General features: G+C 62.9%; 30 protein-coding genes, 1 tRNA gene and 1 pseudogene. 23 read left to right on the top strand and 9 right to left on the bottom strand.

The window, feature by feature from the left end; translation table 11 throughout:
• Positions 1 to 16: 16 nt before the first annotated feature.
• The 4 genes from U0025_RS05040 to thyA form a co-directional block, all read right to left on the bottom strand.
• The gene (locus tag U0025_RS05040; protein ID WP_004211701.1) at positions 17 to 1,312 is read right to left on the bottom strand and encodes a dihydrolipoamide acetyltransferase family protein; all 1,296 of its coding nucleotides are present in this window, start codon (positions 1,310 to 1,312) and stop codon (positions 17 to 19) included.
• A 5-nt stretch (positions 1,313 to 1,317) separates the two neighbouring features.
• A complete protein-coding gene (locus tag U0025_RS05035; RefSeq protein WP_037492178.1) occupies positions 1,318 to 2,322 on the bottom strand; it encodes an alpha-ketoacid dehydrogenase subunit beta in 1,005 nt (334 codons plus the stop codon).
• A 168-nt stretch (positions 2,323 to 2,490) separates the two neighbouring features.
• Positions 2,491 to 3,786: a 3-methyl-2-oxobutanoate dehydrogenase (2-methylpropanoyl-transferring) subunit alpha gene (locus U0025_RS05030; RefSeq protein ID WP_004211698.1), complete on the bottom strand. Its 1,296-nt coding sequence runs from the start codon at positions 3,784 to 3,786 to the stop codon at positions 2,491 to 2,493.
• Positions 3,787 to 3,903: 117 nt separating this feature from the next.
• Complete coding sequence (gene thyA, locus U0025_RS05025; RefSeq protein WP_017502205.1) at positions 3,904 to 4,839, bottom strand: thymidylate synthase; 936 nt, start codon at positions 4,837 to 4,839, stop codon at positions 3,904 to 3,906.
• Between the two features lie 204 nt (positions 4,840 to 5,043).
• Between thyA and U0025_RS05020 the strand changes: the two genes are divergently transcribed.
• From U0025_RS05020 to U0025_RS05010, 3 genes are all read left to right on the top strand, one after another.
• Positions 5,044 to 5,319, top strand: a complete 276-nt coding sequence (locus U0025_RS05020; protein WP_004211695.1) for a JAB domain-containing protein — start codon at positions 5,044 to 5,046, stop codon at positions 5,317 to 5,319.
• A gap of 104 nt (positions 5,320 to 5,423) precedes the next feature.
• Positions 5,424 to 5,500: transfer RNA gene (locus U0025_RS05015), tRNA-Pro, on the top strand.
• Between the two features lie 255 nt (positions 5,501 to 5,755).
• Positions 5,756 to 6,001 (top strand): hypothetical protein, encoded by a 246-nt coding sequence (locus U0025_RS05010; protein ID WP_037491290.1) that lies wholly within the window; start codon positions 5,756 to 5,758, stop codon positions 5,999 to 6,001.
• 30 nt (positions 6,002 to 6,031) lie between these two features.
• Here U0025_RS05010 and U0025_RS26080 read toward each other — a convergent pair.
• From U0025_RS26080 to U0025_RS04990, 5 genes and pseudogenes are all read right to left on the bottom strand, one after another.
• Positions 6,032 to 7,060: pseudogene (locus tag U0025_RS26080) on the bottom strand (recombinase family protein); the annotation flags it as partial.
• 21 nt (positions 7,061 to 7,081) lie between these two features.
• On the bottom strand, positions 7,082 to 7,525 hold the full coding sequence (locus U0025_RS05000) for a type II toxin-antitoxin system VapC family toxin (protein WP_037491286.1): 444 nt from the start codon (positions 7,523 to 7,525) through the stop codon (positions 7,082 to 7,084).
• A complete protein-coding gene (locus tag U0025_RS26075; protein ID WP_037491284.1) occupies positions 7,525 to 7,764 on the bottom strand; it encodes a FitA-like ribbon-helix-helix domain-containing protein in 240 nt (79 codons plus the stop codon). The genes U0025_RS05000 and U0025_RS26075 overlap by 1 nt, the downstream gene beginning before the upstream one ends.
• A gap of 45 nt (positions 7,765 to 7,809) precedes the next feature.
• Positions 7,810 to 8,082: a hypothetical protein gene (locus U0025_RS04995; RefSeq protein WP_004211694.1), complete on the bottom strand. Its 273-nt coding sequence runs from the start codon at positions 8,080 to 8,082 to the stop codon at positions 7,810 to 7,812.
• Positions 8,083 to 8,394: 312 nt separating this feature from the next.
• Positions 8,395 to 8,811 (bottom strand): helix-turn-helix domain-containing protein, encoded by a 417-nt coding sequence (locus U0025_RS04990; protein WP_004211693.1) that lies wholly within the window; start codon positions 8,809 to 8,811, stop codon positions 8,395 to 8,397.
• Positions 8,812 to 9,256: 445 nt separating this feature from the next.
• Here U0025_RS04990 and U0025_RS04985 point away from each other — a divergent pair, with 445 nt between their 5' ends.
• The 20 genes from U0025_RS04985 to U0025_RS04890 all read left to right on the top strand — a co-directional run bounded on the left by U0025_RS04985 (position 9,257) and on the right by U0025_RS04890 (position 25,940).
• A complete protein-coding gene (locus U0025_RS04985; RefSeq protein ID WP_004211692.1) occupies positions 9,257 to 9,550 on the top strand; it encodes a hypothetical protein in 294 nt (97 codons plus the stop codon).
• The gene (locus U0025_RS04980; RefSeq protein WP_004211691.1) at positions 9,537 to 10,307 is read left to right on the top strand and encodes a DsbC family protein; all 771 of its coding nucleotides are present in this window, start codon (positions 9,537 to 9,539) and stop codon (positions 10,305 to 10,307) included. The genes U0025_RS04985 and U0025_RS04980 overlap by 14 nt, the downstream gene beginning before the upstream one ends.
• Before the next feature lie 192 nt (positions 10,308 to 10,499).
• Positions 10,500 to 10,814, top strand: coding sequence for a hypothetical protein (locus U0025_RS04975; protein WP_004211690.1), 315 nt, complete (start codon positions 10,500 to 10,502; stop codon positions 10,812 to 10,814).
• A gap of 134 nt (positions 10,815 to 10,948) precedes the next feature.
• Positions 10,949 to 11,215 (top strand): type IV conjugative transfer system protein TraL, encoded by a 267-nt coding sequence (locus U0025_RS04970; RefSeq protein WP_004211689.1) that lies wholly within the window; start codon positions 10,949 to 10,951, stop codon positions 11,213 to 11,215.
• Positions 11,216 to 11,224: 9 nt separating this feature from the next.
• Positions 11,225 to 11,863, top strand: a complete 639-nt coding sequence (locus tag U0025_RS04965; RefSeq protein WP_004211688.1) for a TraE/TraK family type IV conjugative transfer system protein — start codon at positions 11,225 to 11,227, stop codon at positions 11,861 to 11,863.
• Complete coding sequence (locus U0025_RS04960) at positions 11,847 to 12,605, top strand: type-F conjugative transfer system secretin TraK (protein ID WP_004211687.1); 759 nt, start codon at positions 11,847 to 11,849, stop codon at positions 12,603 to 12,605. Before U0025_RS04965 ends, U0025_RS04960 begins: the two co-directional genes overlap by 17 nt.
• Positions 12,602 to 13,909 (top strand): TraB/VirB10 family protein, encoded by a 1,308-nt coding sequence (locus U0025_RS04955; protein WP_004211686.1) that lies wholly within the window; start codon positions 12,602 to 12,604, stop codon positions 13,907 to 13,909. The genes U0025_RS04960 and U0025_RS04955 overlap by 4 nt, the downstream gene beginning before the upstream one ends.
• 35 nt (positions 13,910 to 13,944) lie before the next feature.
• Positions 13,945 to 14,520 (top strand): TraV family lipoprotein, encoded by a 576-nt coding sequence (locus tag U0025_RS04950; RefSeq protein ID WP_004211685.1) that lies wholly within the window; start codon positions 13,945 to 13,947, stop codon positions 14,518 to 14,520.
• Positions 14,517 to 17,039 (top strand): TraC family protein, encoded by a 2,523-nt coding sequence (locus tag U0025_RS04945; protein ID WP_004211684.1) that lies wholly within the window; start codon positions 14,517 to 14,519, stop codon positions 17,037 to 17,039. The genes U0025_RS04950 and U0025_RS04945 overlap by 4 nt, the downstream gene beginning before the upstream one ends.
• Entirely contained in the window at positions 17,036 to 17,362 is a 327-nt protein-coding gene (locus tag U0025_RS04940) for a hypothetical protein (RefSeq protein ID WP_004211683.1), read from the top strand. The genes U0025_RS04945 and U0025_RS04940 overlap by 4 nt, the downstream gene beginning before the upstream one ends.
• On the top strand, positions 17,359 to 17,787 hold the full coding sequence (locus tag U0025_RS04935; RefSeq protein WP_004211682.1) for a hypothetical protein: 429 nt from the start codon (positions 17,359 to 17,361) through the stop codon (positions 17,785 to 17,787). Before U0025_RS04940 ends, U0025_RS04935 begins: the two co-directional genes overlap by 4 nt.
• A complete protein-coding gene (locus U0025_RS04930; RefSeq protein ID WP_004211681.1) occupies positions 17,784 to 18,020 on the top strand; it encodes a hypothetical protein in 237 nt (78 codons plus the stop codon). Before U0025_RS04935 ends, U0025_RS04930 begins: the two co-directional genes overlap by 4 nt.
• Complete coding sequence (locus U0025_RS04925; protein ID WP_004211680.1) at positions 18,010 to 18,687, top strand: hypothetical protein; 678 nt, start codon at positions 18,010 to 18,012, stop codon at positions 18,685 to 18,687. The genes U0025_RS04930 and U0025_RS04925 overlap by 11 nt, the downstream gene beginning before the upstream one ends.
• Positions 18,684 to 19,700: a TraU family protein gene (locus tag U0025_RS04920; protein WP_004211679.1), complete on the top strand. Its 1,017-nt coding sequence runs from the start codon at positions 18,684 to 18,686 to the stop codon at positions 19,698 to 19,700. The genes U0025_RS04925 and U0025_RS04920 overlap by 4 nt, the downstream gene beginning before the upstream one ends.
• Positions 19,701 to 20,022: 322 nt before the next feature.
• Positions 20,023 to 21,969, top strand: a complete 1,947-nt coding sequence (locus U0025_RS04915; RefSeq protein WP_004211678.1) for a hypothetical protein — start codon at positions 20,023 to 20,025, stop codon at positions 21,967 to 21,969.
• Entirely contained in the window at positions 21,969 to 23,063 is a 1,095-nt protein-coding gene (gene traN / locus U0025_RS04910; RefSeq protein WP_004211676.1) for a conjugal transfer protein TraN, read from the top strand. Before U0025_RS04915 ends, traN begins: the two co-directional genes overlap by 1 nt.
• Positions 23,035 to 23,913, top strand: coding sequence for a type-F conjugative transfer system pilin assembly protein TrbC (locus U0025_RS04905; protein ID WP_004211675.1), 879 nt, complete (start codon positions 23,035 to 23,037; stop codon positions 23,911 to 23,913). The genes traN and U0025_RS04905 overlap by 29 nt, the downstream gene beginning before the upstream one ends.
• Positions 23,885 to 24,481, top strand: a complete 597-nt coding sequence (locus U0025_RS04900; RefSeq protein ID WP_004211673.1) for a S26 family signal peptidase — start codon at positions 23,885 to 23,887, stop codon at positions 24,479 to 24,481. The genes U0025_RS04905 and U0025_RS04900 overlap by 29 nt, the downstream gene beginning before the upstream one ends.
• Entirely contained in the window at positions 24,478 to 25,356 is an 879-nt protein-coding gene (locus tag U0025_RS04895; RefSeq protein ID WP_004211672.1) for a conjugal transfer protein TraF, read from the top strand. Before U0025_RS04900 ends, U0025_RS04895 begins: the two co-directional genes overlap by 4 nt.
• Positions 25,356 to 25,940, top strand: a complete 585-nt coding sequence (locus U0025_RS04890; RefSeq protein WP_004211671.1) for a hypothetical protein — start codon at positions 25,356 to 25,358, stop codon at positions 25,938 to 25,940. The genes U0025_RS04895 and U0025_RS04890 overlap by 1 nt, the downstream gene beginning before the upstream one ends.
• Positions 25,941 to 25,960 lie beyond the last annotated feature (20 nt).

The raw sequence follows: 25,960 nt of genomic DNA, 5'->3' as shown, positions 1-25,960 counted from the left end.
CGATCCCGTGCATTCATCAGCCCTCGAACAGCAGGACCGGCGTTTCCAGCAGCTTGCGCACCGCCTGGACGAAGCTGGCCGCATCCCATCCGTCGACGACGCGATGGTCGCAGCTGATCGACAGGTTCATCAGCTTTGCCGCGACGATCTCCTTGCCCCGGAACATCGGGCGCTCGATCACGCGGTTGGGGCCGATGATCGCCACTTCGGGCCGGTTGATGACCGGGGTGGTGGCGATGCCGCCGAGCGGGCCCAGCGAGGTCAGGGTCAGGGTGGAGCCCGACAGCTCGGCCGAGGTTGCCTTGCCGCTGCGCGCGGCGTCGGCGAGACGGCGGATCTCGGTCGCCAGCTGCCAGACATTCCTGTCCTGCGCGTCGCGGATCACCGGCACCATCAGCCCCGCATCGGTCTGCGTCGCCATGCCAAGATGGACGGCGCCATGGCGCGTCACCACGCCCGCCTCGTCATCATAACGGGCGTTGAGCATCGGGAAGTCGGGCAGCGTCTTGCAGATCGCCACGATCAGCAGCGGCAGCATGGTGAGTTTGGGCCGATCGCCGCGATGGGCGTTAAGCTGTGCCCGCGCCTCCTCCAGCGCGGTGACGTCGATTTCCTCGACATAGGTGAAGTGCGGAATGTGGCGCTTGGACGCGGCCATATTCTCGGCAATGCGGCGGCGCATGCCGATCACCTTCACCTGCTCGTCGGCGCGCGGTGCCGTGCGACCAGCGGGGCGATAACCCTGCCCCGAACCGTAGAGCAGATAGGCGTCGAGATCGGTGTGGCGGATATGGTCGCCGTTCGGCTTCACCAGGGCGAGATCGACACCCAGTTCCCTGGCGCGTGCGCGGACGGCGGGGGACGCGAGGATGGGCGCGGCAGCATCAGGCCCCCTCCCTTCCAGGGAGGGGTTAGGGGTGGGTACCGGCGAAGCCGGTGCTTCTGGCTCAACGGCAGGCAGCTCGCTTTGCTCGCCACCCACCCCCGGCCCCTCCCTGGAAGGGAGGGGAGCATCAATGGAGGCCTCGACCGTTTCGACCGTCGGCGCGGGTGCGGCAGACGCCCCCTCGCCTTCCGTCTCGATCTCCACCAGCATCGATCCGATCGACACCTGATCGCCGGGTTCACCCGCCAGACGCACGACGGTGCCCGCGACCGGGCTTTCCATCTCGACCGTCGCCTTGTCGGTCATCATGTCGGCAATCGGCTGGTCTTCCTCGACCCGGTCGCCGACCTGAACGTGCCAGCCGACAATCTCCGCTTGCGCAATGCCTTCGCCAATGTCCGGCAGCTTGAATGTGAACAGCGCCATGACGCTTAATCCTTCATGATCTTGTTGATGGCTTCGCGGATGCGCACGGGGCCGGGGAAATAGGCCCATTCCAGACTGTGCGGATAGGGCGTGTCGAAGCCGGTGACGCGCTCGATCGGCGCTTCGAGATGGTAGAAGCAGCGTTCCTGCACCAGCGCCGACAGTTCGGCGCCAAAGCCAGACGTCCGCGTCGCTTCATGCACGATCAGGCAGCGGCCGGTCTTCCTGACCGACGCCTCGATCGTGTCGATGTCGAGCGGCACCAGGCTGCGCAGGTCGACGATTTCGGCATCGATGCCCAGCTTCGCCACGGTATTTTCGACGACATGGACCATCGTGCCATAACAGAGGATGGTCAGCGCCGCGCCGGGTCGGGCGATCCGCGCCTTGCCCAGGTCGATGCGATAATAGCCCTGCGGCACCTGCGCATCTGCATGGCCCGCCCAGCTCTTGGCCGGCGTGTCATAATGGCCGTCGAACGGGCCGTTATAGATGCGCTTGGGTTCGAAGAAGATGACCGGGTCATTATCCTCGATCGCGGCGATCAGCAGGCCCTTTGCATCATAGGGGGTGGACGGGATCACCGTCTTGACCCCGGACACATGGGTGAAGATGCCTTCCGGGCTCTGGCTGTGGGTCTGGCCGCCGAAGATGCCGCCGCCGAAGGGCGAGCGCACCGTCATCGGCGAGATGAACTCGCCGGCCGAACGATAGCGCAGCCGCGCCGCCTCGCTCACCAACTGGTCGAGCGCGGGATAGATATAGTCGGCGAACTGGATTTCGGGCACCGGCCGCAGGCCATAGGCGCCCATGCCGACCGCAACGCCGATGATGCCGCATTCGGTGATCGGCGTGTCGAACACGCGGTTCTTGCCATATTTCTGCTGGAGGCCGGCGGTGGCGCGGAACACGCCGCCGAAATAGCCGACATCCTCGCCCATCACCACGACATCGGGGTCGCGGCCCATCATCACGTCCAGCGCGCTGTTGATCGCCTGGATCATGTTCATCTGCTGGGTTTCAGCCACAACCTCCATCACATCATCTGCCATGATGCGACTCCTCTCCATTCGTCATGCCAGCGTAGGCTGGCATCTCATTTTTCTTCGTGCTGCCCTTCAGAAGAAGGGAGATCCCAGCCTTCGCTGGGATGACGGCGTTGGTGGACGCAGGCGCCCTCACAGCCCTGCCGCCTTCCATTCGTCGAGCATCTGCTGCTGCTGTTCTTTCAGGTGCCAGGGCATGTCCTCGAACACGTCCTGGAACATGCTTTCCATCGGATGGTGGAGGCCATGGCCCAATATGCCGTTCTTTTCCGCGTCGCGCGCGGCGTCGCGGACCATCTCGGCCAGTTCCTGGTCCATCGCGGCGTGGCGTTCCTCGTCCCAGATGCCCAGCGTGATGCAATGCTGCTTCAGCCGCGCGATCGGATCGCCAAGCGGCCATTTGCTGCTTTCCTCGGCCGAGCGATAGGCGGTCGGATCGTCCGACGTGCTGTGCCCTTCGACGCGATAGGTGAAATGCTCGATCAGGGTCGGGCCGCCATTGGCGCGGGCGCGATCGGCAGCCCAGCGGGTGGCGGCATAGACGGCCAGCACGTCATTGCCGTCGACGCGCAGCCCGGCAATGCCATAGCCGATCGCGCGCGCGGCGAAGGTGGTCGCCTCTGCCCCGGCAAAGCCGGAGAAGCTGCTGATCGCCCACTGGTTGTTCACCACATTCATGATGACCGGGGCGCGATAGACGCTGGCGAAGGTGCAGGCCGAATGGAAGTCGCCCTCCGCGGTCGAGCCCTCGCCGCACCAGGTGGCGGCGATGCGGGTGTCGCCCTTGGCCGCGCTCGCCATCGCCCAGCCCACGGCCTGTGGATATTGGGTGGTGAGATTGCCGGAAATGGAGAAGAAGCCGGCCTCGCGCGCCGAATACATGATCGGCAGCTGGCGCCCCTTCATCCGGTCGCCCTTGTTCGAATAGATCTGGTTCATCATGTCGACGATGGACCAGTCGCGCGCGATCAATATGCCCTGCTGGCGATAGGAGGGGAAGCACATGTCGTCGCGCGACAGGGCAAGCGCCGCGCCGATCGACACCGCCTCCTCGCCGGTCGACTTCATGTAGAAGCTGGTCTTGCCCTGGCGCTGGGCACGGAACATGCGGCCGTCAAAGGCGCGGGTCAGCGCCATGTAGCGCAGCATCCTGAGCAGCGTGTCCGCCGGCAGCTTGGGATCCCAGGCGCCGACCGCACGGCCATCCTCATCCAGCACCCGGACCAGCCCATAGGCGAAGTCACGCATCTGCGACGGGTGGGTCGCCTCGTCCGGGCGCGGCGCCGCGTCGGCCGCGGGAATGTCGAAATGGGTGAAGTCCGCGCTTTCACCGGGCCGCGCGGGCGGCTCGGGCACATGCAGCTGCAGCGGCGGCAGGTTGCGTCCCTGCCCGTCCGCCACAGCGCCGGATTCGATCGAATCGGTCATCCTGCCTCCTATTGTGCGTTGCAATAATATTGCTTGTTGCAATTATTATATTTCAACGCCGCGCAAGGCAAGCCTTACTGACCCAATTCCTTTTCGCCTGTCGCCTTCGCTGTCACCTCAGACGGCGACGGGCGCGGAAATATGGGCCTGCGGCGCATAATCCTGCACCTCGAAATCCTCGATCCCATAGTCGAAAATGCTCGAAGGCCGTCGATTGATCCGCAGCTTTGGCGCGCCAGCCGGGGTGCGGCTGATCTGCTCCTCCACCAGATCGGCATGGTTGAGGTAGAGATGGACGTCACCGCCCTGCCAGACCACCTCGCCCGGCTCCAGATCGCATTGCTGGGCCAGCATCCGGGTGATCATCGACAGGCCGAAGATGTTGAAGGCAAAGCCCAATCCCAGATCGCAACTACGCTGGAAGAGCAGGCCGTTGAGGCGGCCGTCGGACACCTGAAACTGATAGGTCATGTGACAGGGCGGCAGCGCCATCTGCGCGACTTCCGCGACATTCCAGCCGGTGAAGAGCAGCCGGCGCGAACCGGGGTTGGTACGAATCGCATCGACCAGTGCTGCGATCTGGTTGTGGCCCTGCGCCGCCCGGCGGAACAGGCCGTCCCCGGCCGGCTCGTAGCGCGGCCAGTTCACCCATTGGGCGCCATAGACCGGGCCAAGATCGCCCCATTGCCGGGCAAAGGCCTCATCCTCGATGATTCGCGCCTCGAACGCGTCGCGGTCGATATCCTCTCCGGTCGCCTTGCGGTAACTGTCGAGCGGCCAGTCGGTCCAGATATGGACATTCTGCTTCACCAGCTCGCGGATATTGGTGTCGCCGGTCAGGAACCAGAGCATCTCGCGCGCGGCGACCTTCCAATAGACCCGCTTGGTGGTGAGCAACGGCACCGCGTCGTCCGCCAGCGAGAATCGCAAAGTCGCGCCCAGGATCGATCGGGTGCCGACACCGGTGCGGTCGATCCGCTCGTCGCCATGGCGCCAGATATGGCGCATCAGGTCGAGATATTGCTCTTCATAATGGGGCGGCTGCGGCGACATGGCGTGCAAGGTCGATGATCCTGGGATGGGAATGAATCTGGGCGTCCCGTCCATGTAGCATCCCCCCTGCCCCGCTGTCCCGGCCAAAGGTCGCGCCATAACGGATACGACTGCCCGCCGGGCCTGCCCCGTTCCGCCACTACGGATCATTCCGCATCTCCGCTCCCCGCCCATTGCTGACAGGCTGCGTGCCCAGGGGGTGCAATGCTGACATTGGTGATTCTCGACGAGGACGGCCAGCCGCGCGACCGGCTGCACCCCGATGGCAACTGGCCCTGCCTGGTGGCTCATCTGCTGGCCAGCGATGCGCGACGGGTCATCCTGCACCAGCGGCGCGGCACTGCGGCACCGCAGCCGGTCGACATCGCCCTGACCCGCAGCCTGCACCGCCGGCTGCGGGCGCTCGACATCCACCTGGCCGATCATCGGATCGACACGCCGAGCGGCTGTTTCAGCTTCCGCGATGCGGGTCTTTTGTAGAATTTTCAAAAAAGCGCATCAGGTGGCTTGCCAGCCCTCAAACCCCTCTCTATAGGCGCACTCCTGCCTTACGGGGCCGCCCCAAAAGCGGCTTCGGCACCGGTCGGGGAATAGCTCAGCCTGGTAGAGCACTGTCTTCGGGAGGCAGGGGCCGGAGGTTCGAATCCTCTTTCCCCGACCAAATCTCATTTAAGGGGGTAGCGGCGCCGCTGCCCCCTTGAGATGGGTCGGTTTCATTTACGGTATTTGCAAGCATATCAAATGGTTGGCGGTACTCGGCACTCAGTTCGCCATGCTTCCAAGTGCAGTTCGATAGTACGAAATTGAGCAACCGACGTTTCTCGATTCCATTAGAACCCTCGAACAATCCGAGCGCTTTGCGCGCTAGCTTCAGCAGGGCCACCCCTTCATCCATATAGTTATTGCTGGCATCTTGATGCCGGACGAGATCGCGTTGGCAGCGATCGAGCTCGTCGCGCCATTGCAAAGCCATGCGGCGATAAAAATCGTCAGTGACAGTGCCATCCAGCTTATCGACATAGACAGCTTCCAGACGCTTCCGAAGGCGCTCGCTCTCCGCATGAAGGTGCGTCATCGCTTCATCATGGTCGTGCCGCTCAACCTCGAAGCTGTCCTTCAGCGCTTCGACGATAATATCGTAAACATTCTCGTCGAAACGTAGCTTGGCCATCAGTACGGCAAACTGCTCCTCAAGAACTTCTTCACGCACGAATTTCTCGGGACATTTTCCCCGGAAGCCGGTGCAGTGGTAATATATATATTTGCCTTTCTTGATCTCGGCCGTCACAGCGCAGCCGCAGTGGCCACAGCTAATTAGGCCGGTAAAAGCAAATTCACGGACACCACCGCCGGTTTTAGCGTTGCGGGTTTTCTTGTTCCGTCCATCCAGAATGTCCTGCACACAGTACCACAGATCTTTCGAGATGACCGGTTCATGGCTTCCTTGGTAGACCTTGCCTAGCCATTCGAACTCTCCGGCATAGAGGCGGCTCCGAAGAATCTTATGCACGGTGCTGATTGGCACTGGGCGCTGGCTCTTGCGGTAGGCAAGACCTTCCTGCCGAGCGAGAGCGCCGATCTCCTTCAATGAGTAGCTTCCAGTTGCATACCACTCAAACAATCGCCTGATGATCGGGCCCTGATCGGGGTCGATGACGATCCGCTTTTTGCCATCTTGACCCATTAGATTCTGATATCCGAATGGCGCAGCACTCGGCCAAAGACCCTGCTCTGCCTTCTCCAACATGCCCTTGCGGACTTCCTCGGACAGATTGTCGATGTAGTTCTTAGCCATCAGCACCTTGATGCCGTGCATGAACTTTTCAGAAGACCGGGATTCCCGAGAGAGCGCGATACCCTCTTTCACAAGATGGATTTCGACATCGAGCTCGTCGATTGTCACCCAATCCTTGAGATTGCGGTAGAGGCGATCGGTCTTTTCGACCATAATCGTCTGGATGGTTTTATGCTTGCGAAGGTAGCGGATCATCTCGTCGAAATTGGTCCGTCCGCTTTGCTTAGCCGTCTCCACGTCCACATATTCGGCCGCTACGGTAAATCCGCTGGCCTCGGCGTGCTCGCGAAGCAATTTCAACTGGGCAGGTATCGAGAAGCCCTCGCGCTCCTGTTCGCGTGAAGACACTCGCGCATAGACCACGGCCTTGGGAGTTTGAACCTCCTGCGCTTTCTGCTTCGTTTTCGTTCGAACTGCTCGCGCCATATCGATACTCCGTTGTGCCGGCTAATGCCGTTCTCCGCTCCCGCCTGCCACTTCCTTCAAGGAAAGAATCGATTGCGCAGCCGCAGGCGAGGACTGCCGAACCTTTTCGAGGAAGCGCGCATCAGAGGTGACGAATTGCCATCCTTGGCTCATTGCCAGCGCGAGATACACACAGTCATATGCTGGGTGATCAAGGTCAATAGCAAGTTTTGCGGCTGGCTCCATCAGAGACCGCATGGGGCAAAGCTCTAAGTTAGCGCGTTGGATGATTCGCATCGCAACCATCGCTTCGTCCGCTGACATCTCGGTCAGGCGAACTTTTTTCCAGAGTATGTTGGCACATTCTGCAATGAGCAGATCAGGGGCTGACAAATGGTGTCCAGACAACAATGATACGGCTTCGTCCGTCCCATCTTCGGTAACAACCCATTTCACCGCGATGCTCGCATCTATTACGATGCGCATCACCGCTCCTCACGCCCTTCAAGCAACAGGACTTCCGAGGGAGTCTGCTGCCGCTTTGCGGTCAGAGCACGCATCTCGGCTGCCAGTGTTTCGAAGGAGGGGTCCGTCTCAGTCGACAAAACTTGTCGCAGAATTTCCCTATGCTCAGCCTCAACCGAGCGGCCGTGCCTTGCAGCCCTTCGGCGCAAACGCTGGATTATGTCGTCGTCAAGATTACGTACCTGAAGCGCACCAGCCATTGCGACACCTATCGACGAGGAATGATGTCAATGATGCCAGTGACGTCATTCCTCGTCAATTCGGACGTTCCGGCAATTTTCGGGTAACTGCTCCTCAGCAGACGCCTTCTCTTGTGCCCTGTCCCATTCGCCGAGCACCCGGAAGAAACCCGTCAGATTCTCCAGAATTTGACGCGCATCCTCGTTGGTGAGCTGCCTGGTTGTACGTTCCTGGAAGAGCTTCCGGGTTTTCTCGACCAACTGGTCGGAGAACCGCCTACTGTGGCGGACAGAACGCTCGCCCGGAACGTCAATACCGCTATTGTCGCGCCCCGTCATTGGTTGGCCTGCTCAGCCATACGGCTGACCCCCCTGGTTGCGCCAACAGTGAAGGCGAACTGTGCTGCTAGCACTTGATCGTCAGTACAAAGGAAGCCGGGGACGAGACAACGTCGTTCATCGATCCGGAACGAACAGTCAGATCTGTTCAGATTGGCTATATTCATGGAACGCCACCTCAAAGGCAGCGCAAGGCGATCAAGAAGCTTAGGCAGTGTAGCATTATGAATGAATGCGATGAAGGACCAAGATTGCAGTTTTGGCACCAATTGGCACAAACAGGCGCCCTGATGCCTTTTGGATGCCAGTTGATCAACGTTCGTCGTGGTGACTGGAAGGCCACCATTCTGACGGCAAATCCTGCTTCAGAGAATTGACCGCCCAATCCACGATCAACTCGATGCACTTGCGTTCGAGGCCCCTGATATCCTCGTAGTATAAGTGCTGCGGAAAACGGATGCCGTGCGCCATAAAGAGGACCGGGAACATAATATGTCCGATCGAGTCCCCTAGCCGCAAGGTTGCGCTGATATGATCTTCCAATCGCGTACCCGGAGCACCGGCCTCTACATCCCGTAGCCATCGCGGTCCAAACCCCATCTCGTGAGCAAGTTCCGATTGCGTGACTTGTCGACGTTTACGTTCCTGCCTGACCCGCTCCCCGGCCATCTTTTTGATGACCTTGAAAAGGGACAGGTCGACGGGGGCGAATTTCTCATTCGATGACATTGCTCCGCTCTCCTCGGAAAATCTCCTGACATGATAAATTGAGGCAGGGCGTAAGGTATTCATCCGATATTTAGCAATAATAGATGGCGTTGAATTTAGAGGTACTTCACTGCCGATAAGGCAGAGAAATGCTCATTTGCTTTCGCATTGTCACTGAAGCCATCCTTTTGGTGCATTTCGTCGGATTTCGACTATTTTGACAATGCGACGCCGGCAATGGCCTACACCGGGTGATTTGAGCAAAGCCGCGCCTATAACCAACTAAATTCGTACATTTAGAACTCATTTTGGAGAGCGGCGCGGCTCCGCTCCTACTGCTGTTGCAATTACTTCTGTTTCAAATCACTCAGACATCGAGCCGAAAAATACAGATCGATTCGGGTCTTCTACTTCGGGTCCACAAGTAATTCTCAAACCTGGCGCAATGCGCCGAATGGAGTCGTGCATGACGCCGATTGCCAATGCGATGACCCTTGCCTGTTGCGCCCTCGTGGTCACGACATCCACACAGGCGGGAACTGACGGCAGCGCACCGCTAAACGTGGAAGGTCAGCGGACCATCGTTCCGACGATGAGCGGCTTCGTCATCCGGGCTTCCGGCGCCGGTGGAGCCGGCAGCGCCTCCGTTCCGCCGACCCCATCCAAAATCATCCGGATCGGCGCCGACATGCATCTTGATGCGCGGCTGTTCCTGCGTCCGGCCCTTTCAACAGAGGAGAGTTCGCATGCGCGTCGCTAAGCCGGGGGCATTCGCCCTCGTCCTGCCTTTTATCCTGGTCTTCCAGAGTGCCGCCTCTGCGCAGCAAGTTGATCCTCTTGTCGTCGCGGCTCGCGAAGCCGAGAACGAATTGCGGCAGACATTCACTAACCTGCAGTTCGAGGATTTCGGTCCGGCACCGGTCAAGGGCCCGATCTATCAGGCGAGTGCCGGCGGCCGGATCATATATTACGCGCCTGAGAGCGAGCACCTGCTCTTCGCGGCGGTTTATGATCGCAATGGCATAAACATTACCGCTCTTGCCCAGGATAGGTCTGCGCAGCGGAAGCTGGCGGCGATCGATACAAGCAAGGCCTTGGCGATCGGCCCCGCTGACGCCCCGCAGGTGATCGAGTTCACCGATCCCGATTGCCCTTATTGCCGCGCGCTCGACCGGTTCTGGGCCGCGAAGGAAGCGGAGGGCAAGCCCGTCCGCCGTCTGATCATCTTTGTCTCGGGCATCCATCCGGAAGCTGCCGCCAAGGCCGAGCATATCCTCTGTTCGCCTGACAAGGAGGCTGCGTTCAAGACGGTTTACGCGGGAGCGGCTCCAGTTGAGCTCCGCAGCTGCGCGGAAGGCCGAGCCAGGGTCGAGGCGGACGCGCGTGTCGTGAGCAAGGCGGGCATCACCGGCACGCCTACGCTGATCGTGGGCGGAAAGATCATATCCGGCTTCCAGCAGGCCGAATTGGAAGAATTTCTGAAGACCGGGAAGGCGCTCGCCGATGCCGCGCGCTGAACGGTTCTCCACTCTCCCATCGCGGACGCTCGCGGCCGTCCTCCTGCAGCATGGCAGGACGGCGCCGCGCGCACCGGAATGCCGACGGCGAGACCCGAAACGGGCCGTCCAGCCTCGCCGTCGGCCGACAGCGATCCCCATCGATGCCGGCCAGCATATTGCGGAGCGGCCCATTTTGACTGGAGCACGTGCATGTTGAAGACACTTGGAAGGCAAACCGCTTCCTTCGCCAATATCGGCATTCCCCTGGCCTTCGCCGCGATGGTGAGCGGTGGCGCTCACGCGTTCACCGCGCCGGCGGTCGGCGACCTTGGTTACGACATCTATGACATCGTCGTGAACAAAGGCGTGAAGGGACCGCTCGGTTTCGTCGGCGGCGTTGCCGCGTTCTTGTTCGGCGTCTCGCGCCTGTTCAGCAACGTCATGGTCGGCATCCCCACCATCGTTGCCGCGGTCTGCCTGATCAAATCCGACACCATCCTCCAGACTTTCGGGATGGTCATCTGACGGTTTGGTTCGCCGTCCGATTGCACGGATGGCGGACCTCAACAAGCCAGAGCGCTTCGGCGTGCTGGCGAGACTGCCTGTGTTGTTCAACCGCAGCTTCGCAGGGCGGTCTTGAAGCAGGAGGAGAAGGGTTCGTGGACGAACGGCTACCCCAATATCTGCACAAGCCGGTTCAAATCCTCTGGTTTGGGTCGGACGAGTTCGTGCTGGTGATGTCGACCATCTTCGTCGCCGTAATCCTCGGCGGGATGCTCGGCTGGGCGCTCATCGCGGCCCTTCTCCTTTTCATTCCCTGGCTTCGGACCAAGCCGCGTGGGTTCATCCCGCACCTGGCCTGGCGTTGGGGGCTGGTTCGCTGGTCCAAATATCCGGGTCCGACGCAGACCCGCTTTTTCGAGTGAGAACAAGCGATGTTCGGACGCAAAACCCCTGATACCCCCGCGCGAGATCCGTTGCTCGGCAAACCGGCCAGCTTCGGTATCCATCGCTACGTCCAGGGCGCCAGCAATCTCTTCGAAGAGAACCGCCTGCTGAAACTCGCCGTGGTCGGCTTGTTTGGCATCACCGCAGTGCTCGGAATGGTGATTTACACCTCCAACCAGAACACGCGCACCGTAGTTGTGCCGTTCGGTGCGGGTGGTGATCTCTATGTGACGGGCAACAGGCCGTCCGAAGCCTATCTAAGAATGATCACTCGCAACATCGTCTCGCTCTCGGGCACCTATTCGGCTTATTCCGCCGATCGGCAGTTCCAGGAGCTGCTGAGCATTGTTCATCCCTCAAGCTACAATAGCCTGAGGGATGGCCTCAATCGGTTGCTCGACGAGCTGGCCGACAATCCAACCCTCTCGATCGCGACTTACATCCGCCCCGATCAGCCCGTGACATGGACCGACCGCGAAATCCTCGTGCCGGTCGAGAAGGTTCGGGTCATCGGCGGCGTGATCCGCAAGTTCCGGGGCAATCTGCGGATTCGTTACGCGATCGACAATGGCCGCTTCTGGCTCACCGCCCTGACAGAGGAAAATTTCGATGCCCAGCCCCGTTAAGCGGCTGCTGGTCCTCGGCCTTGCGCTGATGCCGCTACCGGCAATAGCGCAGACCGTCGCCGCTCTGCCAGACCAGACCAGCACAATCCGTTTGTCCAACCGCGATATCAATCATGTCGTCTGCATTGGCGGCGAGATCGAGGACGTGAAGTTCAGCGCGGAGAAGGCCATCGCGGTCGAACGCGCCGGCGCTGACGCATGGATCAAGTTCCTCGTTCGCGAGATCGATGATTCCGGCATGGTGACGCGCAGCTTCGTCACGACGCCGTCTGAGTTCTTTGTCACCTGCAACGGCGCTGTGTATCCGCTTTATGCGGAACCGTCGGATATCCCTGCGCAAACGGTCTTGTTGCAACCGGGTGCTCCCCAGCGTGCCAGGTCCAACGAAGAACTGCTTGGGCCGTTGGTGGAAGAAGAACGTGCGGTTTCGATTACGCTCGCAATGCTCCAGGATCGGATACCGGGAAGCTTCACCACCGTTGCACCACGTTCCACTGCGATCCGGCTCACCGGCCTACCCGGCGCAGCGATCGAGGAACGCCGGCGTGTCGAGATAGACGGTTCGGGACTTTCAGCATCCGAATATTTGGTTTCTGTCGGCGGTGAAGCCGTCCTCGATGAGCGAAGCTTCCTAGACAGCGCGCTCGGCACAAATATCTTCGCCGTCACGCTGGATCGCAACAATCTCGCTGCAGGCGAGACTGCACGACTCATTGTCGTGCGCCGGGGAGCCGGGCAATGAGCGCGGGCGGCCCTCCCCGCGATCGCGGCTCCGATGAGCACGGCGACGAACTCGATCTCGAAAGCTATCAGGCAACTCGCCCGCAGGCTCCCGGTCTCGATCGCGGCCCGGCGCTGCTTGACATCAAAGCACGCTGGGCGGCGCTAGGCGCCCGCCATCAGCTTCGGTTGAAGCAAGTCGGAGTCGTGGGTGCGATCGGTGTGCTGGGCCTTGGCCTATATACCGCAAGCGGTGACAAGCCCGATCAAACGGCCACGCCACCAGCTTCAAAACTCGATATGGGCGCGGGTCTCCGCGGCGACAGCCTTGAGGTCAAACTTCGCGGTGATCTGCAGAAGATTCTCGATGGCCAATCGTTGCTGGGAGACCGGGTCACCGCCATTGAGGAAGGCAAGATCGTACCCGGCGCGGGATCTCGATCCGCCTCCGGTGAATCCACGAACCCGGATCTTCCGCCTGCGCTTCCAGGTGACGTGCCCGGGTTTCCTGAACCGCCCACGAGCGGCGACATGGGGTCTGCGTCCTCCGCACCTCCGGCTCCCCCCTCCACCCCACCTGCCCCTCCGGCACCACCGGTTGAAAAGACGGTGGGTGCGATCGGCGGCGCGACCAGTCCGGTCGCGACCGGCGATCAAGCGGGAGGTTCGAAAAAAAAGAATCGGACGATCTATTTGCCTCCTGGTTTCATGAAGGCGCGTCTTCTGACCGGGATCGACGCGCTGGCGAGCCGAGACGCGACCAGCAATCCCGAACCGCTGATCGCACGCGTGCAGGCTCCCGCCGTGCTCCCCAATGACGTGAAAGCCAATCTCTCCGGCTGCTTTGTCATTGGCAATGCTACCGGGAGCCTCGCCAAGGAGCGGGTCGAGGTACAGCTCGTGTCACTGTCCTGTGTCGACTTCGATGAACGTTCCGTGGTCGATCAGGCCGTCAAGGGGTTCTTCGTCGATGCGGACGGGAAAAAGGGCCTCTCTGGCAAGGTTGTGACGCGCGCCGGAGCGGCGCTGGCTCGCACGTTCATAGCCGGGACCATCACCGGCGTCGCGCAGACCGTCGAGAACACCGTAGGCAATGTCTCGACATCGGCGCTCGGCTCAGTGCGCAGCTTCGATGCCGGAGATGCCGCCAAAGCCGGGATTGCAGGCGGCCTGTCGCGATCCTCGGACAAGCTCACCGACTTCTATCTCGACCTTGCCCGGCAGGCCGGCCCCATCGTGGAAGTGGGCGCCGCGAAGGAGGTCGTCGTCGTGATCCAGGAAGGCATCACACTTGAGATCAAGCCGACCGCCGGGAGCAAATTCTGATGCTCGCACCCTCTATCCAACAGGGAGTTCCAGCCATGCGGTCATCACCGCTGCGATACCTGACGCGCACCGCGTCCCTCGTCCTTCCCGTTGCGGCAGCGCTTACGCTGAGCGGGTGCGCGACGTTGGGATCGGTCATGTCGCCCTACAGCGAGAAATTCTCGTGCAAGAACGACGATCACGGCCAATGCATCCACCCGGACAAGGCCTATGCCGATGCGGTGGCGGGCGTGGCTTCGAAATCCGACCCCGCCGTCACACGTGACAAGGCGATGCTCCGGGGCGACAAGGGCACGCGAGGTGCAGGCAAGGCATCGTCGGGTTCCTTCGTCGGCTATCGTGACAGCGTCTATCGCGAGTTGCAGGGGCTGATCGACCAGCCTGTCACGCCCATGCTCAAGCCCCCACGCTCGGTCCGCACGCTGATTCTTCCCTATGCCGACCGGCAACGACCTGATCGGCTCTACATGCCACGCTATGTGTATTCGGTGGTCGAGCGCTCGCAATGGGTGGTCGGAGACTATCTGGTAGAACCTGTTGCGCCAGCCTCGCGCGCCAGCGTCCTCGAACAGGTCCAGGACCGCCAGAACGATGCGGAGCCGCAGCCATGAGCCGGCAACACGGCGGCATGACGCTCGCAAGGCTGCGGCGTAGCGTCGAACGCGATAGCTTTTCCGACTATTTGCCGCTCGCAGCCTGGGTCGAGGAGGAACAGGCTTTCCTCACTATCGACGATGGTTGGGGCTATGCCTGGGAGCTGGTCCCCTCGGCCTATATGTTCGCGCATGTCCATGAAGCGCTGCTCGGGCTGCTCAACGTGCATTTCCCCGAAGGTACGGTGCTCCAGATCCAAAGCTTCGCCGATCCGCTGATCGACGATGCGCTCGACGCCTATCTCGACCTGAAAAGCCGCCCGGATCCGTTGATCCAGGCGTCTGCGAAACGCACCTTCGACTATCTGCGCGCCGGCACCGCTGGTCTCAAGGCGCTCCACGGCATCCCGGTACGCAACTTTCGCACCTTCCTGTCGGTCAAGATGCGCCAGCCCATGGACAGCGACCTCAAGCGCCAGATCGAAGAGCAGATGGCGAAGCTTGGCATTCGGTCGATGGCGCCGGGTGAGATCATCTCTCTTTACCGACGGATATTCAATGGCGTTCACGTACCGGCACCTGGCGTGTTCACGCAGACCGCTGATGTGCCTCTCCGCCGCCAGATCATCGATGCGGGACCAGCGCTGACTTTCGATGGGCCGGAGGTATTCCTCGGCAATCAGGTCGCCCGTTGCCTGACGCCAAAATCGCCGCCGCGCCGGATCACGGCCGAGCGCGCCAATCGCCTGACCGGCGGCATGCGCGGCAGCAGCGAAGACAGCGACCAGATCGGTGGCCCGTTTCTCTACACGCTGAATGTCCTGTTCGATCATTCCGCTTTTGAGGTTCACAAGCGCGCGCAGATCCTCTCGGCGCAGAAAGCGGCGGGCAGCTTTGCCGTCGAGGTCGGCAAGCAGATCGAGGAGATCGGCTGGGTCCTCGACGAGATCGGCAACAGCCGCTTCGTCTCGGTGATCCCGACCATGTGGGTGTTCGGCAGCGATCGGCATCAGGCCCGCGAGATGGCGGCCCGCGCCAAGCGGTTGTGGGAAAGCGAGCCACTGCCCTGGATGGTCCAGGAGGAAAGCTACCTCAACCCGATCCTGCTCGCCGCAAGCCTGCCGTTCGGACTTTATCCTGACCGGCGCACCATTGGCATGCTCCAGCGCGATTTCCGCGTGCCGGCGCGCGCCGCCGTGCTGATGTCACCGATCCAGACCGATTTCCGCGGAGGTGGACGCCCTGCCCTTCTCTATACGGGACGCAAGGGGCAACTCATCACGCTCGACCTCTTCGACCCGCGCATCAACAACTACAATTTCATCGTCTCAGCGGAATCAGGCGCAGGAAAGAGCTTCCTGCTCAACAACCTCTGCCAGCAATATTTCGCGCAGAACGCGCTCATCCGTATCATCGATATCGGCGGGTCATACCGCAAGCTCTGCACGCTCTGCTCGGGCCGATACATCGATCTCGGCGAAGAGCATCTCGTGCTCAACCCGTTCGACCTCGGTCTCGCGATGGACGGCGATGACCGCGAATCCGCGATCTCGATGGCGGTCGCCATCGTCGCGGAGATGGCGAACGCCGCCACCCGCAAGCCGGTCACCACCAGCGAATGGAACCTGCTCAAGTCGGCCGTGCAATGGGCGATCGACAGCGGCCGCGCCGAAGCCGGGATCGATGCGGTGCGCGAATGGCTCGGCGCCTATCCGGCCAACACCGCGTCCGATCTCGACCGGGTGGACCATCTCGTGCCGACCGCGCGCGAGCTGGCGTTCAACCTGCGCGATTTCGGGTCGGACGGCGCCTATGGCCATTATTTCAACGGCCCTTCCACCTTCGACATCTCGCGCGACGAATTTGTCGTGCTGGAGCTGGAGCGGCTCAAGTCGATGCCCGACTTGTTCAACGTGGTGATCATGGTCGTGATCAACGCGGTTACACAGGAACTCTACCTGTCAGCCCGCGACCGCCCCCGCTTCGTGTTGTGCGACGAAGCGGCGCAGTTCATGACGCGCCAGGAGGGCCAGGATCTGTCGCGGCTCGCCGAAGCGATCAGCCAGGGATATCGCCGGGCGCGCAAGTATCGCGGCAGCTTCGGGATCATTCTCCAGAGCATGAACGATCTGCTGCTGTTCGGCGGCACCGGTCAGGTGATCCTCGAAAATGCGGCAACGCGCTTCCTTTTGCAGGGATCGACCTACGACAAGGCGGTCGAGAACCGCATCCTCGACTATTCGGGGTTCGTCCTGGATCTCCTGAAATCGGTCCGCAACAACAAGCCCAATTATAGCGAAGTCTTCATCGACAGTCCGCTCGGGCTCGGCATCGCTCGCCTCGTCGTCGACCCTTTTTCGTATTGGATCAACACCAGCGCGCCTGAAGAGGTCGCGGCCTTCGACAGCCTGGTGCGCGCAGGGCTCACGCCGCTCGAAGCCGTGTGCCAATTGGCCGGCGTCGACCCCGCCGAGATATTCGGAGGTGCGGGGCAGCCGGAACGCACCGTCGACGTGAAGCGGAGCGTAAGGTCATGAAGCGCCATTCCGCATCTCCAGATCAGTTGCCTCTGCGTCTCGTCGGCAACACCGACGATGAACTGGAACGCATCATCGAGGCGCGCGTCGCCGAGCGGGCCGAGGTCCAGGCGATCCAATGGCGGTTTCGCCTAGTCATTATCGAATCTGTGATGATGACAACATTGGTGATCGCAGCCGGCATCGCGCTCGACCTGCCGATGTCGAAGACGCTGACCGGCGCCGCCACCGTCGGGATCGGCTGCTTCCTCACCGGGCTGATGCTGATCGGCCTCACCGGCGCAGCCAGTCGCCTTCTCGCAAAGCTCAGGAGGAAATCATGAGCCAGGAGCCCTTCACCTATAATTCGGACGCGCATCTGACCGAGGTCCCGCGTGAGCCCGACGAAAGCCTGCACGAGTATCTGGTTCGGGCCAACCGCACGTTGGTCAACCGAGTCCGGATGCTGGCAAGGGCGCGCGATGTGTCCGACTACATCCTGAACATGGACCGCGCCTCATGGCGGCAGGACAGGATCATGCTGACCCTGGCCGGACCGCTGATCGGTGCCGCCGCCTATGTCGGCCTCGTGCGCGCTGGCGTAACCGAGTTCGCCAGGTTCGAATTCATTGCCGGGGTGGTCGCCGTCGCCGGGATCACCGGCGGTCCGTTCGTGCTCGCTTTCGCTACGTTCGGGCCGAAGGTCACGAACTGGCTCCTCTCGCACCGGTCGCGCTGCGCCATGCTTCCCATGCGGAGGCGGCGATGAACGGCATCTTCTCCGCCGCGCCCTGCCAGTCGTCGATCCGCCTGCTTGTCGGAACGCATCTGATCCTGCTGGTCCAGGCCTTCCTGCTGATCTGGTCGGGCGCCGACCTCGACGGCACCCGCCCGCTCATCTGGCTCGCGCTGCTCGTCGGCACGACCGGTCTTTGCTGCGCCGTCTGGGGCGAGAGCCGCAACCCGCCGCCAAACTGGAGGGAGCGCCGCCGTGGACGATGAGGGCTACCCTCAAGGCTGGCATGTCGTCGCGATCCAGTCCGCGCTGATCGGCGCGATGATCGTCGGTGCCCTGATCCTCGCCGGATCAGCGCAAGCCGAGACATCCAATGTCGGCCGGACCTGGCCGATCGCCGAGCCCGACGCGATGGCCGAGATCGAGGCGGCGGTGGCGCGCCAGCCCGCAAGCATCGCGCCGCGCTTTGGCCCGCGCTCGGGGTGGAGCGCGCTCAAGGGCGCCACGCTCGGCACCGCCAAGGCGGACCGCGTGCGCAGCGTCGTTCCCTTCTACACGCTCGACCAGGAAATCCGCTTGGCCGATGGGAAGATCCTCTACCCCAAGGGCTTCACCTTCAACCCGCTGACCTATGTGTCGCTGCCGCAGCGCCTCGTCATCGTCCATCCGCGCGATCTTGGCTGGGCACTGAAGACGGCCGCGTTCACCGACTGGATCCTTCTGACCGGCGGCGGCGACAGTCAGGATGATGCGCTGTCACTCGGCGAACGCCACGGCCGCGCGCTGTTCATCCTTGAGGAGCGGGTCAAGGACCGGCTCGGCCTTACCGTCGCCCCCGTCATCGTCCGCCAGGCCGGCCAACGCCTCGAACTCACCGAAGTCCATCTGGAGCGCAAGGGAGGCCAAGGTCTTCCCCAGGAGAAACGGCCATGACCCGCCTGGCATCGACATTGCGTGCAGGCGCTGCCGCGCTCGCGCTGACTTTCCTGCTTCCGGCAGCGCCGGCCCATGCCTCGAAGTGCGAGGCCGGCACGATCTTCAATCCGATCACCAAGGTCCGCTGGAACTGCATCTTCCCGATCACCATCGGCGGCGTGCGGGTCGGCAGCTTCGACAAGCTCGACAAGGCGCTCGACGCGCAATCGGCCTCCAAACCCTTATGCGCGTGTCGCAAGGGAGCGACCTTTTGGTTCGGGGTGAAGGTCAGCTTCTGGTCGCCCAACCGCATGGTCGACGTCGTGACCGAGCCGGGCTGCATGATGGCGCTGGGCGTCGATTTGCTGCCGACCGGCGGCAAGCTCCAGGGCAGCCAGTCGTCGATCTCGGACGGCACCAACACGACCAAATTGTTCGCGCAGGCGCATTACTACATCTCGCCGGTCTGGAAGATGCTCGACATGTTCACCGACCTGCCCTGCATCGAGGATGAAGGGTTCGACGTGGCGATGATCACCGAGGTGCTGCCGACCTGGCAGTCGGGCACATTGGGCGCGATCATCCAGCCCGAGGGCATCCTGTTCGGCAACCCCGCCGCCGGTCTCGCGTGCATGGCCGACAGCGCGGCGGCCGCCGCCGGCAAGACGATCGACCCGCTGTTCTGGTGCATGGGAAGCTGGGGCGCGACCTATCCAATCGCCGGCGACATCCACATGGGTGATCGGGTCGAGGCCTGGGCCGGCCTTGCCGCGCGCACCACCTTCATGATGGGGCGCCTGGGCTTGCTCACCATCCATTCCGAGGATGGCTGCTCGCTGAAAGCGCAGCCGATCTGGACCAAGAGCCGCTACAAGCTCCAGATCATGGAGCCCGTCAAGGGCGGCAAATGCGTCAATATCGGGCGTCCGGGCGCGCTGTGGACCAGCGGCAAACATGCCCCCGGCAAAGACAATGCCCAGTTCATGCTCTTCGAAAAAGCGATCTGCTGCGCGGGGGTCTCCACGCCATGAGCAGATCGCTTCCCCCAAACCGCGCGTCCCGCGCGGGCGGCCGGTCCGCTCGTCACGGATTGCTCCCCACCGTGGTTGGGCGCGCGGCGCGAGTGGTGGCGGTTCCCCCTGCCGCCGCCACTCCACCCTTGGTCAGCGCGGCCGAATGTACCCCAGCGAAGCCGGCGACGCCCCCACCCGCTGCGCTTCCGGTTTCGGCCGCGCTGACTATTTTTGAAGGCCAGGCAGTCTTTCAGCTACTCTCGCCCGGATCCACCGCGTTCCGGGCGGGAGACGTGTTCCGCTTCGCCTATGGTTCGCGCAGCACGAAGGCGAGACCGTCATGACCTGGCGAGGCCTCCTTCTGCTGGCAACCTCGCTTGCGATGCCGATCGCCGCACAGGCGCAGACCATGGAGGAACGCGCCCGCACCGCCGCCGAAGCCGCGCGCGAGAAGAGCGCCGACATCGAGGCGATCCAGCAAAATTATCTGACGCCGGGCCTTGCCGGTGAGGCGATCACCACCGTCGACGGGACGAAGAGCTTCAATCCGAGCCTTGCCTGCCAGACCACCGCGACCCTGCTCGAAATCCTCGCGCAGCCGGGATCGACGGGTGACATCTCGGCCTTGCGCATCTCGCGCGACAAGGATCTCAATGGCACCTTCGACCAGACGCTGACCCTGCCGATGCCGGTGTCGGGCATTTGCGCCAATGGCGTGATTGCCTGCCAGCCCGGCACCTGGAACCAGTGCCGCAGCTACAGATGGGACGTCTCGGCAGCCGGCGATCTCAAGCTCACCGAGGTCGACCTGACCGCGCTCGCGGGCTGCTACTGCGTCAACAATAGCTGCGGCAGCAATCTCGTCTGGGGCAATTTGGCCTCGACCCTCAAGGACATCGGCGGCGGTGTCGTCGGCGCGCTCACCAGCGCCGACCCGCGCATCGGCGTCGCCCAGGCGGCGATCGATGGTCCGATCATCCGCTATACCGGCGCGCAGTCGACGGCCTGTGCTCCCAATCCCTCGCTCGCCCAGACGGTCTATCGCGCCAATCCCGCCCAGATCCAGGGCGATGCGGCGTCGGTCGCGGCCGGCAATAGCGTGTTCCAGGCATTGAAGGGCTCGCCTGCCGGCATGGGCAAGGCCGAGCAGATTCGCGCCTGCACGATCCGGCGCGAGGTGAAGCTCGAGGCGGTGACCGCCGACGGCATCATCGCCCGAACTTCAGGTGGCTATGCGACCTATGCCGATACGCCCGAGACCCGCGCGTTCCTGCTGGGATCGCCGCGTGACGACAGCCTGAGCGGCGGAAGCTGCCGCATCCATGATTTCCGGATGACGCTCGATGTGGGCGATCCCGATCGCCTCGTCTCGGCACGGCTCTCGCAGATCCTGTTCGACGACTGGGTGCAGGTCCGCGTCGACGGCGTGCTCGTCCACGCCGATCCGGGAAGCTGGACCGGAGCCGGCCTGCCGCCGGGCACATGCGAGCGCGGGCGGACCTGGTATGCCTATCCCAATCTCGACCTGAAGCCATACCTCACCAAAGGCTCGCACGAGATCTGGGTGCGGGTCGCGGTCGGCGGCGAAGGCGAGGTGTCGGCGCGGATCGATGCGATGCTCGATCTGAGCTGCAATCCGACCGAACGGCTCATCGATACGTGCGCCGGCTATGCCGCCGACGCCAATTGCCAGCTTCATGATGAAAATGTCGACGGCGTCCAGACTTTCAGAAATGGCGTCGGCACCGGCCTGACGCCGCTGCCCCAGACCCGCCTGTTCGAGAGCGGCGCCTGTTCGCTGAGCCTCGTGCGCCCCTGGTTCGAGCGCGACCGGCGCTATCGCTGCACCATCGACACCGGCGTGCTGCCGCAGCCCGATCTCAGCCGCGGCGCCTATATTATCGACCATTCCACCGAGACGCTGCTGGCCGACCGAGTGCAGACGAAGGACGGCGGCTATGCCACCTCGTCCCGCGCCTTCGCGCTGCCCGATCGCGGCTCGGTCGCGGCCTGCGAGCCGATCTGCAAGACGCGCGCGCCCAAGGCCAACACCGGGGTCGCGCCCGACGGCGTGGTCGGCGCGCGCCAGAACGCGCCCATAGGCTGGGACACCTTCTACCACGCCTGCACCCGCTCCAGCGCCGGCGCCGATATCTGCCCGGTAGGCGATGGCGAGGAGCTGGTCTCGGACTGCGGCTGCCTCGACGATTTCCCCGAGGCGATCGTCATGATGCAGACGGTGCGGCTCGGCGGCGCGGACATGATCTGCACCTCGGAGTCCCGCTGATGCGCCGAACCTTTTTCCCCTTGATAGCCGGGCTCTTTGCGGCCCTCACCATGGTCATGCCCGCCGCGCCCGCGTGGGCGCAGACCACGCAGATTTGCGCGGCCGACCTCAACGGCAATGGCGATGCCGACGATACCGGCGAGACGGCGGCCTGCGAGATCACCTCGCTCGGGCAATATCAATGCCCCCTGCAGAAGGTCTCCTGCGTCCAGCAACAGGACGGTGCCTATAGCTGTCCGCTGGGCGAGCAGTTCGCCTGCCTGCCGCAGGATGGTGGTCCTGCCTGTTCGCCCAACCAATGCGCCGATCTCACCATCACCCCGATCGAGGATGAGCCTGTGCCCGACGATCCGGGGGTTCCGGCCGATGGCGCGGTCGATGCCGATGGCGCCTGCCTTGGCAATATCGAGATCTTCTCCGGACGCGCAGCACGCTGCCGCCCGGCAGGGCTTCGCACCACCTTCTCCAATTGCTGCAAGGACAAGGGCAAGATCGTCAAGGACGGGATGGGCGGCTCGATCTCGTCGATCGGCACCAAGATCGCCGTCGCCAAGGGCGTGTTCACCGGCATGAAGGCGGCGTTCACGGCGTTCAAAGCGGGCGCGACCGCCGGTCAGGCCGCGAGCGCCGGCGCCAACGCCATCATCGTCGGCATCGATCCGACTTCGATCGCGATCAGCCTCGCGATCAACTTCATGATGGATTTCCTGCTCTCCGGTTGTGACCAACAGGACATGGAAGTCGGCATGCTTCGGGGTTCGGGGATGTGCCACGAGGTCGGCAGCTATTGCAGCTCGAAGATCCTCGGCATCTGCGTCCAGAAGGCGCGCGGACATTGCTGCTTCAACACCAAGCTCGGCCGCATCATCCAGGAACAGGGCCGCCCGCAGCTCAAGAGCTTCAACGGGCTTGGCTGGGGCACGCCCAAGCAGCCCTATTGCCGTGGGTTCACACCGGAGGAGTTCCAGGCGCTGGATTTCTCCAAAATGGACCTTTCCGAATATTATTCCGAGATCGAGGCCCGCGCTCAGGCCGACATCCAGATCGACATGAAGGACAAGATCGATGCCTATATGCGGGTTATCGAAAACTAGCGCGCGCCGTCTGGCCGCCGTCATCGCGATGCTGGCCTCCGCGTCCGCTTTGGCGCAGGACAGTCCGCGCCCGGACAACGCACGCGATCGCGCTGCCGCCGAAGGCGATGCTGCGTTCGACAGGCTCGAACGCGCCGCGGCTGCGCGGAAGAAGCAAGCAGAGGCCAGCGGGCCGTCGTCACTGCCCACGCCAACCGAAGAGATGCGCCGCCGCGCGTTCGACGGTCTACGCGGTCGTGTTCAAGACACAGAGATGGACGCACGCGCTCGCACCGCGCTCGACCAGGGCAAGGACGCGATGGCAACCGAGCGCGAAGCGATGGCGCGGCGGCTCGGCCAGGCGCTCGGGCTGGAGGCGCCCGACATGGACGCCGTCGCCGGGGTGACGAAGCCGGTATCGGCGCAAGGCTGGGTGCCGGTGCTGTTCGTTTCGTCCTCGATGCCGGTGACGACGCTGCGCACCTATGTCGCGCAGCTTGAGAAGGCCCGCGGCATCCTCGCCTTCCGGGGCATGCCGGGTGGTCTCACCAGGGTCGCGCCGATGGCGAAGCTGTCGGCCGAGATCCTGCGGCTCGATCCCGGCTGCGAAGGCCCGGCCTGCACGATGCGCAACGTACAACTCATCGTCGATCCGCTGATCTTCCGCCAGCATGGGGTCGCCCGCGTGCCCGCGCTCGCGATGGTGCCGGGCGATCCGGCGCTCCCCTATTGCGAGCGGGAGGAGGACAGCCCGCGTGCCGCGCACATCGTCTATGGCGACGCGGCGCTTTCCGGATTGCTCGAAGAATATGCCCGCCTCGGCGGCAAAAAGGAGGTGCGCGATGCTCAGGCTCGCCTACAGGGCCGCTAAAGCCGGATGGGCCGAGCTCAAGATACTACCGCTCAAGGCAGCGGTAGCGCTTGGCAGTTCGGGACTTGGCCAGCCACCGCGCCCGGAACAGCTTTGGAAGGCCTTTGGCATCGTCCTGCCCATCGGGCTTTTGACGTTCTGGGCGTTGCCCCAGGTGACGATCGTCATGAGTCCTTCGGTTGAGGCTTATCTGATCCGCAAAGCGGCGGGGCCGATCGCGCGCGGCGATCTCGTCTCGTTCACCCTGTCGCACCCGCTCGCCGGTCCCAAGCCGGTCACGGTCACCAAATATGCGCTCTGCCTGCCCGGGGACCGGATCTCGCTGATCGAGAAGCCCTCGATGACGCCCGGTAAATGGGATGGCTGGTATTATTGCAACGAGCGCCTGCTGGGCGTGAGCAAGCCCTATGGTCACAATGGGCAGGAATTGGATCACTGGCAGCCCGACAATGGGCAAATCCTGCCCGGCACCATCTTCGTCGGCTCCTCGCATGTCAGCGGGTTCGACAGCCGCTATTATGGCCCGGTCGAGATCGATCGCCTGCGCCGGATGGAGAAGCTGCTGTGAAGCGGCTCGCGCTCAGCCTCGCCGCGATCGCCATGGTCTCGGGTCCCGCCGCGCAAGCGCAGCAGCGCGACGAGCGCCGCACCGGCTATTGGTGGTATCAGGCGCCGCCCAAACCGATCGAGGAGCCCGACGATCCCGACGCGCTGGTCAAGCCGGCCATCCCCCCGATGGCGGAGCTGGCGACATGGACGCCGCCGAAGATTCGAAAGCTGATCGAGGAGCAGCGCGATTATGCCGCGACGGTGCTCACCATCGATGCGGTCGCCGACTTCTGGCGGTTGCAGGACTTCGCCCGGCGTAAGGCCCGCGCCTTTGCCGGTGTCACCCAGATCGCCATGCTCCAGCATCCAGAACTCAACGCCAAGTCAGCCAATCCCATGGTCGGCGATGCACGCGACCAACTATCGGCGCAAAAGGACCAGGTCCGTCGCCAATATCTGCGCTCCCGCGCCAACGAGTTCGCGCTCGTCATGTTCTCGCGCTCGACCTGCGGATATTGCCGAGTCCAATGGCCGATTGTCCAGCGTTTCCAGGAGGAGATGGGCTGGCAGGTATCCTTGCAGGATATCGATCGCAAGCCCGAGCTGGCGCAGCGGTTCGGGGTCGAGGTGACGCCAACCACGATGATCATTCGCCGGAACAGCCAGCAGCGCATGGTGATCGCCAGCGGAGTCGAGGCGTACCCGAACCTCATCCAGATGGCCTATCAGGCGGTGCGGCTGCTCGCCGGAGACATCCGCCCCGAGCAGTTCATGACCGGCGCTGGCGAGGAAGACGGATTCTTTGACGCCCTCGCCAATGGGCCGGTCTCGGCTACCGATCCCCGTGCATTGGGCGGCGACCTGGTTGATGTTCGTGCGGAGCCGCGGCCGTGATGCGCTCCCTCACCGTTCTGGCGCTTACTTCCCTGAATGTGGTGAGCGTGCCTGCCAACGCGCAGGCCCCAACCCGTGAGCAAGCAATGCGCGCGGCAATTCACCCGGTCGCCACCCAAAGCGAGATGCGCGAATGGCTTGCCCGTGTGCCGGTCACGCGCGACTGGCCGCCTGATTTTGCCGAGACGCTCAAAGGTCAGGCCCCCACCTTCATCATCGAGATGAGCACGGCGCCCGGCTGCATTCCCTGCGCGGATCTCTGGACCAGGCTCGGCGCGCTCGGGGTCAGCTACCGCTGGCAGGTCCGCACGATCGGCGCACAGGAGGCAATGGTGCGTTCCGGGCGGCTCGGTCTGCCCTGGGTCGGCCATCCGGTCGCCTGGGTTCGGCCGATCGCCGACCAGGGGCGCATCATCCCAATAGCGATCGGCACCGATCATGCGCCCAATCTGGCGCGAAATCTCTATTTGGCCGCCAAGATGCTGACAGGTGTGAAGCCCGCAGTCGGCGTACGCGGCATGTCGAAGTTCACCGGGATCGTGGGTGCTCCCACGCGCCCATCCGCAAACCGGGCGAGGAACTGACATGGGGGACAGCTTCCTCG

Source organism: Sphingobium yanoikuyae, assembly GCF_034424525.1.
In the GTDB taxonomy this organism is placed as follows: Bacteria; Pseudomonadota; Alphaproteobacteria; order Sphingomonadales; family Sphingomonadaceae; genus Sphingobium; species Sphingobium yanoikuyae.
The sequence above is the reverse complement of the archived record's forward strand: the minus strand, read 5'-3'. Positions and strand labels throughout refer to the sequence as shown.

What these genes read in the sequence shown, in the direction of transcription:
- U0025_RS05040 (WP_004211701.1), bottom strand. Translation starts at nt 1,312, where the DNA reads ATGGCGCTGTTCACATTCAAGCTGCCGGACATTGGCGAAGGCATTGCG.
- U0025_RS05035 (WP_037492178.1), bottom strand. Translation starts at nt 2,322, where the DNA reads ATGAACATGATCCAGGCGATCAACAGCGCGCTGGACGTGATGATGGGC.
- U0025_RS05030 (WP_004211698.1), bottom strand. Translation starts at nt 3,786, where the DNA reads ATGACCGATTCGATCGAATCCGGCGCTGTGGCGGACGGGCAGGGACGC.
- thyA (WP_017502205.1), bottom strand. Translation starts at nt 4,839, where the DNA reads ATGTCGCCGCAGCCGCCCCATTATGAAGAGCAATATCTCGACCTGATG.
- U0025_RS05020 (WP_004211695.1), top strand. Translation starts at nt 5,044, where the DNA reads ATGCTGACATTGGTGATTCTCGACGAGGACGGCCAGCCGCGCGACCGG.
- U0025_RS05010 (WP_037491290.1), top strand. Translation starts at nt 5,756, where the DNA reads ATGCCGGACGAGATCGCGTTGGCAGCGATCGAGCTCGTCGCGCCATTG.
- U0025_RS05000 (WP_037491286.1), bottom strand. Translation starts at nt 7,525, where the DNA reads ATGCGCATCGTAATAGATGCGAGCATCGCGGTGAAATGGGTTGTTACC.
- U0025_RS26075 (WP_037491284.1), bottom strand. Translation starts at nt 7,764, where the DNA reads ATGGCTGGTGCGCTTCAGGTACGTAATCTTGACGACGACATAATCCAG.
- U0025_RS04995 (WP_004211694.1), bottom strand. Translation starts at nt 8,082, where the DNA reads ATGACGGGGCGCGACAATAGCGGTATTGACGTTCCGGGCGAGCGTTCT.
- U0025_RS04990 (WP_004211693.1), bottom strand. Translation starts at nt 8,811, where the DNA reads ATGTCATCGAATGAGAAATTCGCCCCCGTCGACCTGTCCCTTTTCAAG.
- U0025_RS04985 (WP_004211692.1), top strand. Translation starts at nt 9,257, where the DNA reads ATGACGCCGATTGCCAATGCGATGACCCTTGCCTGTTGCGCCCTCGTG.
- U0025_RS04980 (WP_004211691.1), top strand. Translation starts at nt 9,537, where the DNA reads ATGCGCGTCGCTAAGCCGGGGGCATTCGCCCTCGTCCTGCCTTTTATC.
- U0025_RS04975 (WP_004211690.1), top strand. Translation starts at nt 10,500, where the DNA reads ATGTTGAAGACACTTGGAAGGCAAACCGCTTCCTTCGCCAATATCGGC.
- U0025_RS04965 (WP_004211688.1), top strand. Translation starts at nt 11,225, where the DNA reads ATGTTCGGACGCAAAACCCCTGATACCCCCGCGCGAGATCCGTTGCTC.
- U0025_RS04960 (WP_004211687.1), top strand. Translation starts at nt 11,847, where the DNA reads ATGCCCAGCCCCGTTAAGCGGCTGCTGGTCCTCGGCCTTGCGCTGATG.
- U0025_RS04955 (WP_004211686.1), top strand. Translation starts at nt 12,602, where the DNA reads ATGAGCGCGGGCGGCCCTCCCCGCGATCGCGGCTCCGATGAGCACGGC.
- U0025_RS04950 (WP_004211685.1), top strand. Translation starts at nt 13,945, where the DNA reads ATGCGGTCATCACCGCTGCGATACCTGACGCGCACCGCGTCCCTCGTC.
- U0025_RS04945 (WP_004211684.1), top strand. Translation starts at nt 14,517, where the DNA reads ATGAGCCGGCAACACGGCGGCATGACGCTCGCAAGGCTGCGGCGTAGC.
- U0025_RS04940 (WP_004211683.1), top strand. Translation starts at nt 17,036, where the DNA reads ATGAAGCGCCATTCCGCATCTCCAGATCAGTTGCCTCTGCGTCTCGTC.
- U0025_RS04935 (WP_004211682.1), top strand. Translation starts at nt 17,359, where the DNA reads ATGAGCCAGGAGCCCTTCACCTATAATTCGGACGCGCATCTGACCGAG.
- U0025_RS04930 (WP_004211681.1), top strand. Translation starts at nt 17,784, where the DNA reads ATGAACGGCATCTTCTCCGCCGCGCCCTGCCAGTCGTCGATCCGCCTG.
- U0025_RS04920 (WP_004211679.1), top strand. Translation starts at nt 18,684, where the DNA reads ATGACCCGCCTGGCATCGACATTGCGTGCAGGCGCTGCCGCGCTCGCG.
- U0025_RS04915 (WP_004211678.1), top strand. Translation starts at nt 20,023, where the DNA reads ATGACCTGGCGAGGCCTCCTTCTGCTGGCAACCTCGCTTGCGATGCCG.
- traN (WP_004211676.1), top strand. Translation starts at nt 21,969, where the DNA reads ATGCGCCGAACCTTTTTCCCCTTGATAGCCGGGCTCTTTGCGGCCCTC.
- U0025_RS04905 (WP_004211675.1), top strand. Translation starts at nt 23,035, where the DNA reads ATGCCTATATGCGGGTTATCGAAAACTAGCGCGCGCCGTCTGGCCGCC.
- U0025_RS04900 (WP_004211673.1), top strand. Translation starts at nt 23,885, where the DNA reads ATGCTCAGGCTCGCCTACAGGGCCGCTAAAGCCGGATGGGCCGAGCTC.
- U0025_RS04890 (WP_004211671.1), top strand. Translation starts at nt 25,356, where the DNA reads ATGCGCTCCCTCACCGTTCTGGCGCTTACTTCCCTGAATGTGGTGAGC.